This is a genomic window from Megalodesulfovibrio gigas DSM 1382 = ATCC 19364, from assembly GCF_000468495.1.
Classification (GTDB): domain Bacteria; phylum Desulfobacterota; class Desulfovibrionia; order Desulfovibrionales; family Desulfovibrionaceae; genus Megalodesulfovibrio; species Megalodesulfovibrio gigas.
Genome location: NC_022444.1, coordinates 502,246 through 513,173 on the forward strand (window position 1 = coordinate 502,246; position 10,928 = coordinate 513,173).

The 10,928-nt window shown below is 61.5% G+C and carries 9 protein-coding genes and 1 tRNA gene; 8 read left to right on the top strand and 2 right to left on the bottom strand.

From position 1 onward, the window contains the following. Position 1: 1 nt before the first annotated feature. The 5 genes from DGI_RS02200 to traI all read left to right on the top strand — a co-directional run bounded on the left by DGI_RS02200 (position 2) and on the right by traI (position 6,364). The gene (locus DGI_RS02200) at positions 2 to 3,163 is read left to right on the top strand and encodes an efflux RND transporter permease subunit (RefSeq protein WP_021759011.1); all 3,162 of its coding nucleotides are present in this window, start codon (positions 2 to 4) and stop codon (positions 3,161 to 3,163) included. A gap of 113 nt (positions 3,164 to 3,276) precedes the next feature. After that, positions 3,277 to 3,353 (top strand) — tRNA-Arg (locus tag DGI_RS02205). Positions 3,354 to 3,763: 410 nt separating this feature from the next. Then, on the top strand, positions 3,764 to 4,225 hold the full coding sequence (locus tag DGI_RS19160; protein WP_235619913.1) for a hypothetical protein: 462 nt from the start codon (positions 3,764 to 3,766) through the stop codon (positions 4,223 to 4,225). Positions 4,226 to 4,802: 577 nt separating this feature from the next. Further along, positions 4,803 to 5,135, top strand: coding sequence for a plasmid mobilization protein (locus DGI_RS02215; protein ID WP_021759013.1), 333 nt, complete (start codon positions 4,803 to 4,805; stop codon positions 5,133 to 5,135). Further along, complete coding sequence (gene traI, locus DGI_RS17705) at positions 5,135 to 6,364, top strand: TraI/MobA(P) family conjugative relaxase (RefSeq protein WP_021759014.1); 1,230 nt, start codon at positions 5,135 to 5,137, stop codon at positions 6,362 to 6,364. The genes DGI_RS02215 and traI overlap by 1 nt, the downstream gene beginning before the upstream one ends. 15 nt (positions 6,365 to 6,379) lie before the next feature. On the opposite strand, the gene DGI_RS02225 is transcribed toward traI, so the two are convergent. After that, positions 6,380 to 7,024, bottom strand: coding sequence for an SOS response-associated peptidase (locus DGI_RS02225; protein WP_021759015.1), 645 nt, complete (start codon positions 7,022 to 7,024; stop codon positions 6,380 to 6,382). Positions 7,025 to 7,072: 48 nt separating this feature from the next. On the opposite strand from DGI_RS02225, the gene DGI_RS02230 reads away from it, so the two are divergent. From DGI_RS02230 to DGI_RS02240, 3 genes are all read left to right on the top strand, one after another. Next, the gene (locus tag DGI_RS02230) at positions 7,073 to 7,537 is read left to right on the top strand and encodes a LexA family protein (RefSeq protein ID WP_021759016.1); all 465 of its coding nucleotides are present in this window, start codon (positions 7,073 to 7,075) and stop codon (positions 7,535 to 7,537) included. Positions 7,538 to 7,540: 3 nt separating this feature from the next. Next, on the top strand, positions 7,541 to 8,818 hold the full coding sequence (locus DGI_RS02235) for a Y-family DNA polymerase (protein ID WP_021759017.1): 1,278 nt from the start codon (positions 7,541 to 7,543) through the stop codon (positions 8,816 to 8,818). A gap of 111 nt (positions 8,819 to 8,929) precedes the next feature. Beyond that, complete coding sequence (locus tag DGI_RS02240; RefSeq protein ID WP_027192932.1) at positions 8,930 to 9,361, top strand: very short patch repair endonuclease; 432 nt, start codon at positions 8,930 to 8,932, stop codon at positions 9,359 to 9,361. A gap of 288 nt (positions 9,362 to 9,649) precedes the next feature. On the opposite strand, the gene DGI_RS18220 is transcribed toward DGI_RS02240, so the two are convergent. Continuing rightward, on the bottom strand, positions 9,650 to 10,777 hold the full coding sequence (locus DGI_RS18220) for a TIR domain-containing protein (protein ID WP_144284089.1): 1,128 nt from the start codon (positions 10,775 to 10,777) through the stop codon (positions 9,650 to 9,652). Positions 10,778 to 10,928 lie beyond the last annotated feature (151 nt).

Here is a 10,928-nt window from a genome sequence, read left to right on the forward strand (position 1 = left end):
CATGGCCAAGTTTTTCATCGATCGCCCGGTCTTCGCCTGGGTCATCGCCATCATCATCATGCTGGCCGGCGCGTTGTCCATCCTGCGCCTGCCCATCTCGCAATATCCGAACATCGCGCCCACGGCCATCACCATCACGGCCACGTACCCTGGCGCCTCGTCCCAGACCATCGAAAACACGGTGACCCAGATCATCGAACAGAAGATGAAGGGCATCGACAACCTCAAATACATGTCCTCCACCAGCGAATCCACGGGACAGGCGGAGATCGAACTGACCTTCGACTCCTCCACCGATCCGGATATCGCCCAGGTGCAGGTGCAGAACAAGCTGGCCCTGGCCACGCCGCTACTGCCGCAGGAAGTGCAGCGCCAGGGCATTGCCGTGAACAAGAGCTCGTCCAGCTTCCTCATGGTCATCGGCCTGATGAGCGACGACGGCTCCATGACCGGCGCAGACTTGAGCGACTACGCCTCCTCCAACCTGCTGGACGCCATCAGCCGTGTGGACGGCGTGGGCGAGGCCAACATCTTCGGCGCGCAGTACGCCATGCGCATCTGGCTCGATCCGGACAAGCTCAACAAATACAAGCTGAATCCGACGGATGTACTGGCCGCCATCGAGGCCCAGAACACCCAGACCAGCGCCGGGCAGATTGGCGGCGCGCCGGCCGTGTCTGGTCAGCAGATGAGCTACACCATCCTCTCCCAGACCCAGTTCACCAATGCCCACGAATTCGAGCAGGTGCTGCTGCGCGTGAACGAGGACGGCTCCGCCGTGCGCATTGCCGACGTGGCCCGGGTGCAGCTGGGCAGCGAGAGCTACGACACGATCTCGCGCTTCAACGGCAAGCCTGCCGCTGGCTTGTCCGTCAAGCTGGCCACCGGCGCCAACGCCCTGGATACGGTGGAGCGCGTACGCGAGACCCTGGACCAGCTCGCCGTGAACTTCCCGCAGGGCGTGCGCTGTGTGTTCCCGTACGACACCACGCCCTTCGTGAGTGCCAGCCTGGAGGAAGTGGTCAAGACGCTGTTTGAGGCCATCTTCCTGGTCTTCCTCATCATGTACCTGTTTCTGCAGAACTTCCGGGCCACGCTCATTCCCACCATCGCCGTGCCCGTGGTGCTGCTGGGCACCTTCGGGGCCCTGGCGGCCTTTGGGTATTCCATCAACACGCTGACCATGTTCGGCGTGGTACTGGCCATCGGCCTTTTGGTGGATGACGCCATCGTGGTGGTGGAAAACGTGGAACGCATCATGACCCAGGAGGGCCTGTCGCCCCGGGAAGCCACCCGCAAGTCCATGGATCAGATTACCGGCGCGCTGGTGGGCATTGCCCTGGTGCTCTCGGCGGTGTTCATCCCCATGGCGTTCATCGACGGGTCCACGGGCGTTATTTACCGGCAGTTCTCCCTGACCATCGTCTCGGCCATGCTGCTGTCCGTGGTGGTGGCCGTGGTGCTCACGCCGGCCTTGTGCGCCACCATGCTCAAGCCGCACCACACGCTGCACAGCACGCCCCAGCGCGGGTTCTTCGGCTGGTTCAACCGCATGTTCGACCGCGGCAACGCCGGCTACCAGCGCGGCGTGCATGGGCTGCTCAAGCGCAAAAAACGCGTGATGCTCGTCTATGTGGCCATTGTCGCCGCCCTGGCCGTGCTGTTCCTGCGGCTGCCCACATCCTTTTTGCCGGATGAGGACCAGGGCATCATCTTCGCCCTCATCCAGTTGCCCGTGGGCGCGCCCCAGGAACGCACCCTGGACGTGCTTGCCCAAGTGGAACAGCACTTTCTGGAAGACGAAGCCGCGGTGGTGAAATCCATCTTCACCGTGGCCGGATTCAGTTTTGCCGGCAAGGGGCAGAACACGGGCATCGCCTTTGTGCAGCTCAAGGATTGGGCCGAGCGCAAGGGCGAAGGCATGAGCGCCCAGGACGTGGCCATGCGGGCCATGGGGGCATTCATGCGGATCAAATCCGCACAGATCTTCGCCTTCACCCCGCCGGCGGTGCTGGAACTGGGCGACGCCACCGGCTTTGACCTGTATCTGCAAGACCGCGCCGGCCTGGGCCACGCCGCCCTGATGCAGGCCCGCAATCAGATCCTGGGCATGGCCGCGCAAAACCCCGAGGTGGTGGCCGTACGGCCCAACGGGCAGGACGACACGCCCCAGTATCAGATCGACATCGACCTGGCCAAGGCCGGTGCGCTGTCCCTGTCCATGGGTGACATCACCAACACCATGTCCATCGCCCTGGGCGGCGCCTATGTGAACGACTTCATCGACCGCGGCCGCGTGAAAAAGGTCTATGTGCAGGGAGATGCGCCCTATCGCATGATGCCCCAGGACATCGAGCGCTGGTTCGTTCGCAACGGCCTGGGCGAGATGGTGCCCTTCCAGACCTTCTCCGCGGGCCGCTGGACCTACGGCTCCCCCCGCCTGGAGCGCTACAACGGCGTGCCGGCCGTGGAAATCATGGGCTCCGCCGCCCCGGGCAAAAGCTCCGGCGACGCCATGCGCGTCATGGAAGACATGGTGGCCAAACTCCCGGCCGGGTTCGGCCTGGAATGGACCGGCCTGTCCTACCAGGAACGCATGAGCGGCTCCCAGGCGCCGGCGCTGTACGCCATTTCCGTCCTGGTGGTCTTCCTCTGCCTGGCCGCGCTGTACGAAAGCTGGACCGTGCCCACGGCGGTGATGCTCGTGGTGCCCCTGGGCATCATCGGCTCGGTGCTGGCCACCATGGGCCGCGGCCTGTCCAACGACGTGTACTTCCAGGTGGGCCTGCTCACCACCATCGGCCTCTCGGCCAAAAACGCCATCCTCATCGTGGAATTCGCCAAGGATCTGGTGGAAGAAGGCTGGGACATCACCAAGGCCGTGCTGGAGGCAGCCCGCCTGCGACTCCGGCCCATCCTGATGACCTCCTTCGCCTTCATCCTTGGGGTGCTGCCCCTGGCCCTGGCCACGGGCGCGGGCTCCGGCAGCCAGCGGGCCATCGGCACGGGCGTCATCGGCGGCATGCTCGCGGCCACGGTGCTGGGCTGCTACTTCGTGCCCGTATTCTTCCTGCTGGTGTACCGACGGTCGCGGGCTGTCCAGTCGCATCGCGGCGAATCCCCGTCCTCCATGGAGACACAACCCGCCGACGGCCCGGCCTGATCCAACCGCCACAACAGCAAGACGCCCCAGCCAGACCGGCCAGGGCGTCTTGCCGTCCTTGCATCCCTTGACGCTCCACGCCATTGCGGGCTATACTTACCAATTCAATCCATGCCCCCGTAGCTCAGTCGGATAGAGCACAGGATTCCTAATCCTGGTGCCACAGGTTCGATTCCTGTCGGGGGCACCAGAAAATTCAGGGACTTATGAGATACTCATAGGTCCCTTTGCCGTTTCCGGGACCAGCTGGTCCCGGAATGGTCCCGGATATGATGAATCCTCGATAATTTTCCGGGACCGGCCTTGACGGGCAACCGCTGCGGCCACGATCCGCGTGCGCCGAAGCTACAGCCGGCTCAGCCCATTCGCACGGGCAAGGGCGGGCTGCCGCGCATCCTCCCCCTGGCCGCCGAGCGGGCACGGGCCTGGTATGACCGGCCTCGCAGGTGCCCTCCCTTGCAGACACGCCCGGGCAGGCAAACTCGCAGCGAGCGTCGCGAGGCGGTGATCGTCGTCCTGGAGACGCTCCTCTCCCACCTCGACTTAGCGTCCCTCTGCTGCGGCACACCGACGTTGGCCGAGGGCTTCATCGACATCGACATGAAAATGCTCGTCCGCGACTCCGGCCTAGGCCAGCGGCGCATCGAGCGGGCCATCGCTCAGCTCAAGGACGCCGGGTTCATGGAAGTCACCCAGCCCCGTGGCCAGAACGAGGAAGGCAAGTATTTCGGATGCCGAGCCATCCGCGTCGTTCACGAGGCCCTCTTCGAATGGCTGGGCCTGGGGCCGATGCTCCGCCGCGAGCGCGAGCGGGCCTCGCAGCGCCTGAGCCGCAAGGCCAGGCAGGCCAATCGCAAGCTGGCCGACTTCATGCGCCGCGCCGCATCGGGTTTCCGGCCGCCTGCCAAACGTCCAAGCGTGCTCACCCAGGCGCAGCGCATCGCCTGGAGCCAGGAATGGGGCCGGCAGGTCAAGGCCGGCTACGACCTCCGCGAGGCCCAGCGACGGACCAACACCGCCTTCGGTCTGCCCCCCGACTATCAGCCCGGCCTGGACGCGTAGCGTAGATTCCCGAACTGTGTCCATCGTCCGGCCAGCATCCAGATTTCTTCCTTCCAAGACGCTATTCCACTGCATTCCGTTGCCCCTGGTTCCTCCCAAGGGCGACTTGCCACCCCGCCCGGCCTGGTCCTGCGCCTCTGGAGAAAAATAGCTGTCGCTAGGTTGGGTCGCAGGTGTCGGGCATTAACCCAAGAGACAAGAAACCAAGACCGCGACAACGCCGTCCTCTTCCGTTTCGAGCTTCGAGAAGGAAAGAATCGGCTTTTGTGAGGGCAACGGCGGGACGCTGTTCGTCCATGTGCCTGCCATATTCGATTCATCTTGCTTCGTATGCCTTACGTATTGGAAGCAGTAGCCCGCAAAAACTTTCACAAATGGCGATCTGTTCAATCATATTCAAACTATTTCAAATCCGTGACAGCTCCTTGCAGCGAACCGAACTGCGTGGAATAAGATCGACCAGACGCTGAAGGCAGGACAGGTGAAGTAGGCCCACCTTTGGTGGCCGCCTTCACGATACGAATTTGCTTATTCGCCCTTCGGGCTCAACGCGGATACGCCAGCAAGGAAAGAATGGATGCCCTCGAAAAAGCCCATCATGAAGGTCTACGTCACCCCCGAGGAGTACCGGCAGGTCATTGACCAGGCCGACCGTCACGGGCTGAGCATCTCGGCCTTTGCCCGCCGGGTCTGTCTGGGCCAGCCCCTGCCCGCCCGCGACCATCAGCAAGCCCGCCGCGAGCTGGCCCGGATCAACGCCGATCTTGGCCGATTGGGCGGGCTCTTCAAGCTTTGGCTCTGCGACGAGCGCCGCGCGGCCCCGGAGCTGACGTACCAGGTCCGCCGCCTGCTGCGGGAAATCGAGGCCCGGCAGCGCGAGTTGTGCGCCGCCGTGGGCAGGATCGCCTGATGATCAGCCGCCGCATCACCTGCAAGCCAGCCAATGACAACTACCGCCGCCTGGCCAACTACATTGCCGGTGTCGGCCCCCACCCGGACCAGGACAAGGTCCTGTTCTGCTGGACCGAGGGCTGCTGGGCCGGCGACGACTACGAATGGGGCATCCAGGAGGCCATGGACACGCAGGATCTCAACCTGCGGTCGAAAAAGGAAAAGAGCTATCACCTCATCGTCAGCTTCCGGCCGGAAGACGACGACAAGCTGACGCCGGAAATGTTCAAGGAAATCGAGCAGTCCTTCGCCGCGTCCCTGGGCTTTGCCGAGCACCAACGCCACTGCGGCGTGCACCAGAACACCGGCAACATCCACCTGCACATCGCCTACAACATGATTCACCCCGAGAAGCTGACTAGGCACGAGCCGTTTCGGGACTTTCACACCCGTGACCGCGTCTGCCGGGAGCTGGAGCGGCGCTTCGACCTTGCCGTGGACAACGGCCGCGGCCAGAGCCAGACGCCAGAAGCCGAGCGCCTGGGCGACAAGCCCGCCACCATGGAAGCCCATTCCGGCCTGGAGTCCTTCGAGAGTTACGCCAAGTCCAAGCGCGAGGCGCTGCTGCGCGCCATGCAGGACGCCACGTCATGGCGGGATGTGCATGTCACCCTGGCCGCCCACGGCCTGGCCATCGTCCTGCATGGCAACGGCCTCGCCATCATGAGCCGCCACGGCAAACAGGCCTGCAAGGCGAGTGCTGTGGACCGTAATCTCTCAAAGTCCAGGTTGGAAGCCCGCTTTGGGCCATACCAGCCTCCTGGACCAGAGGTCGCAGCGATCCCGTCTCTGGAATACTACCAGCCACGCCCCAATGTCCGCCACCGTGATGCCGGTAACGGGGAACTCTTCAAAGCTTGGCAGACCGCCATGGACGCCCGCAAGGCCGAGCTGCTGAGTATCCGTGATCAGGCCCGGACCGAGGTCGCAGCCATCACGACCTACTGGCAGAAGACCCGCCAGGAGATTGAGCAGATGCCCGCCTCCCGACGTGACCGCGCCACCTTGCTGCACCGGGCGAGGCAGAACGAGCGCCAAGTCAAACGGACCCTTTACGACCGGGCAATCGAGCAGCGCGATCAATTTCGCCGGGAGAAGCACTTCCTGACTTGGGCAGCGTTCCGGAAGATTGCACAAAATCAGCAACAGCAGCAGGCGCGGGAGCAAAGTCAGGGCCTCGAGCGCTGAACCCAGGCCCACCGCTCAAAATTCCTCATTCCCCGCCTTGTTCACCCCCATACCCACCGCCTCCTGCCGCATGCCCTCGGCCGGGAAGGGGGCCAGCAGAGGTGCGAGCGCCGCTGCGTCTGCGGCCGGGTCCAGCCACTGCGCCCACGAGTCCGGCGGCAGGATCACCGGCATGCGGTCGTGGATAGGCGCGACCAGGGCGTTGGCCTCGGTGGTCAGGATGGTGGCTGAGTGCAGCGGCGTTCCGGAATCAGGATCGTCCCAGACCTCCCACAGCCCGGCCATGGCAAAGGGCGCGCCGTCGGCCATCATCAGCGCGAACGGCTGCTTGCGTCTGGCGTCCAGCTTCTGCCATTCATAAAAGCACGTCGCCGGGATCAGGCAGCGGCGCTTTTTGAACGCCGCGCGAAAAGCCGGCTTCCCTGCCACGGTCTCGCTGCGCGCGTTGATCATCTTCGCGGCCATCTTGCGATCCTTGGCCCAAAAAGGGACCAGCCCCCAGTGGAAGCGCCGCAACACGCGGCCGGCGTCAGTCTGCACAATGCCGGGAATGTCCATGGTGGGCGCGAGGTTGCGCCGGGGCTCGTAGTCTGCGTCAACCAGCTGAAAATACTCTACTGCCTGGGCCTTGGGGATGACAAAGCCGAATCGTCCGCACATGCCGACCTCCTTGCGAGCCGTCTGCGGGCACGATACACTGGTTTGACCATGACTGCACGACGCATCCTCCCCCTTCCGCGCCCGCAGCGGCCGGCACTCGAGATTCTCGGCGTTCGCACCGAGACCCGGCTGGAGCTGCCGCTGTACCTGGCCACCGTGGCCGCGGGCTTCCCCTCGCCGGCCGACGACTACATCGACCAGAGCCTGGACCTCAACGAGCACTGCATCGCCCACCCCGCGGCGACCTTCTTCGTTCGCGTGCATGGCGATTCCATGCGCGATGCCGGCGTGCACGACGGCGACCTCCTCGTCGTGGACCGCGCCCTGGAGCCGGTCAGCGGGCGCATCGTCATCGCCGCCCTTGATGGCGAACTGACCGTGAAACGCATCAAGAAAACGCCCGACGCGCTCTATCTCCTGCCCGAAAATCCGGACTACGTGCCCATCCGCGTGGAGCCGGACTCCAGCTTCGAAGTCTGGGGCGTGGTCGCCTACGTCATTCATAAGGTGTAGACCATGTCGCACGTCTTCTGCATGGTCAACTGCAACAACTTCTACGTCTCTTGCGAGCGTGTGTTCAATCCCACGCTACAGCATGTGCCCGTGGTGGTGCTGTCCAACAACGACGGCTGCGTCATCGCCCGTTCCAACGAGGCCAAGGCCCTGGGCATTGCCATGGGCGAGCCGGCCTTTCTGCGCGAGCAATTCTTCCGCAAGCATGGCGTGCGCGTCTTTTCGTCCAATTATGCCTTGTACGGGGACATGAGCCGCCGTGTGATGCAGACCCTGGCGCAGTTCTGCCCGTCCATGGAGGTCTATTCCATCGACGAAACCTTCCTGGCCTTTGAGAATCCACGGCCGGGCGAGCTGACGGCCCTGGGCCGGCAGATGCGGGCCACGGTCAGGCAGTGGACGGGCATTCCGGTCTCCATCGGGCTGGCTCCCACCAAGACCCTGGCCAAGATCGCCAATCGGTTCGCCAAGAAGCATCCGCAATACGAGGGCGTGCTGGACCTCACGGCCATGACGCCGGCCGAGGTGGAGTCCCTGCTGGACCGGGTGGAGGTGGCGGACATCTGGGGCGTGGGGCGCAAGCATACAAGGATGCTGAAGAGTTTCGGCATCCACACCGCCCGGCACCTGCGCGACGCCCCGGCGGACTGGGTCCGCAAGCGCATGACCGTGACCGGCCTGCACACGCTGCTGGAGCTGCGGGGCCGGCCGTGCATCGAGCTGGAGGACGTCGCCCCGGACAAAAAGGCCATCTGCGCCTCGCGGTCCTTTGGCAAATCGGTCACCACCCTGTTCGAACTGCGCGAGGCCGTGGCGGCCTACGTCAGCCGCGTGGCCGAGAAACTGCGCGCCCAGCAGAGCCGGGCCGGCCGGCTCCAGGTCTACATCCTGACCAACCCGCACAAGGACGTGCCCCAGTACAGCAACGCCATGCAGGTGGCCCTGCCGCGGCCCACCGCGCACACGCCGGAGCTCATCGCCGCGGCCCTGGGCCTGCTGGAGCGGCTCTACCGCCCCGGCTATGTCTACAAGAAAGCCGGCGTCATGGCCACGCAGCTCGAGCCTGAGACCCCACGCCAGCTCTCGCTCTTGGATCCTCCCGAGGAAGAGGATGCCCGACGCATGGCCCTCATGACCGTGCTGGACCGGGCCAACGCCAAATGGGGCCGCGGCACCCTCAGCTACGCCGCCGCCGGCCTGGACCGGCCGTGGCGGATGCGCCAAGCGTCCAAGTCGCCCCGGTACACGACGTGCTGGGGGGAGTTGCCGGTGGTGGGGTAGGAGGTGCCTCATCCGAAATCGCGCCCAGCAGTCCTCACCACCTTAATACGGGATGTTCGAATGACCGGGAACGCCAACTCTTCCAGGCCCCGTCGCCATCGCGGGGATTTCCTGTCACCTGCCACCCGCAGCGCCGTGATGTCGCGCATCAGGGGGAAGGGCACCGGGCCGGAGAAGACCCTTGCCGCAGCGCTCGCGGAGCTGGGGCTGGCCTGGGAGGAGCATGCCCGCGACCTGCCTGGCCGGCCGGACTTCGTCTTCCGGGAGGCCATGGTCGCGGTCTTCGTGGATGGCGACTTCTGGCATGGCTGGAAGTTCAACGAATGGCGGGACAAGCTCTCCGAGAAGTGGGAGGCGAAGATCGCCGAGACGAGGCGGCGCGACTCCAGAAACCAAAGGGCGTTGAAAAAAATGGGCTGGCGCGTGTTGCGGATATGGGAGCACCAGCTCCAGAAATCCCCGGCCCGCTGCGCCAAGCGGGTTTACAGACTCTTGGAGAAAGCATCATTGTCGGACAAAAACGGTAAAGCGCCACGACCATGAGCATACGGACCCTTGGTATGTTCAGCGAGGTCGGAGGTATCTCTCACTCAACAAGCCAAAAAAGACGGCCATGCTCAAAGAGACGTTCAGGGAATGGAACGCCGTGTCGATCCCAGGCATGCGGCACTTTCCGAGCGTATCAAAGACTCGTTCCTCGGCTTGGCTCCTGAAGTCGTAGACTATCCGCGGAATCATTTTCATGCGGATGCCGTGCCCTTCGGCCTGCATAGGCAGGAAAGAAGGGCACGGGATGGCGGCCTCCACCAGTGAACAGTTAATGCCATTCTTCTATTTTTGCATGAAATTTAGCAAATCAAGTGAATCGCTGTCGGAAGCCAGCGCTTGATTGCATTTATTAGCAAATTTCTTGTAATTTGCTGCAGCAAGTCGACTGGTCTCGGCAATGTTAATTTCAGAATAGTCGTTGTTGATTATCTGGCATAGCTTTGAAAAACACAAGAATGCTTGCTGGATTTGATTGAAGCATGCACTGACTTGTATAGCTGAAGTAAATGGACAATACCCGCCTTGAGCAGTATTAAAACAATCCCCGTATGAAAGCGACGCCTGCCAATGTTCGTACAAGGCATCCACAGCTTTCTTCAGGTTTTCGTCGTATAAATAGAAGGCCGGTGACTCGTAGACGGCTTTGAAGCCTTCCCAATAATGAAAAATGTCGTCAACAATAAGCCCACGAAGCGATTCATTATAAAAATGTTGGAATGTATCAGCGTCGACCTCAGCCAGCAACTTTTTCATTGAGTTCACATCTCTGTCTTTTTTGATCTTCTTATCTGGATCGTCAACGTAGTCAGGGGGTATGCACTTGAAATCTGGCCTTTCAACTATCAGCTTGACAGTTGAAATAATACTTTTTGATATTTTCCTAATCGCATCCTTTTTCATTTCGGAATTGGTTTTTTTATTTTTTTCAGAAATTAGTTTAGAATTCGACTGGTTGCAAGAGCATGTACCCCTAGGAAGGGCCTCTGTTCTGCATTTACAGGCATCGCGGGGTAGCTTCGATGCTGTTTGCTTCAAATACGAAACAATTAAAGTTATTATTTGCGAGGCCTTATTGATTCTTGTGCCTGTCAATATTGATTCAATATGATTGTTCCTATCGCCGATGATTTTATAGCATTGAGGCCTGTGTGAGCGTATATCGAAAGGAAGGTCCTCAATTCTACCATTGCATGTATTGTAAACCAGTATAATTCGCTCCCATCCAAGTCGCTTGACTGCATACCCAAGTTCAAACATGACGTTAGGATTAGGCATCTTCCTTCCGCTTGAGTCTGGATTGACCAGAGTTACATCGCAAACAAAAAACTGACAGCTGGATATATTTTGAAGAATTTTTTCTTTGAGATCTGGTGAGCCAGGCTCTTCCCGAGCGTCCTGAACCAGTTTCAAAGCATACCCCCCTTCGTCACCCCATTCTCGGACCGCGTTTTTTATAGACTCTTCAATTAAATACCTATTCCAGGCTCCATCCGTGTCGCTTTGCCAGCTATAAAAATGTCCAATTCAGATTTGTCGATCATGTGATTGCCAATCATTAGGC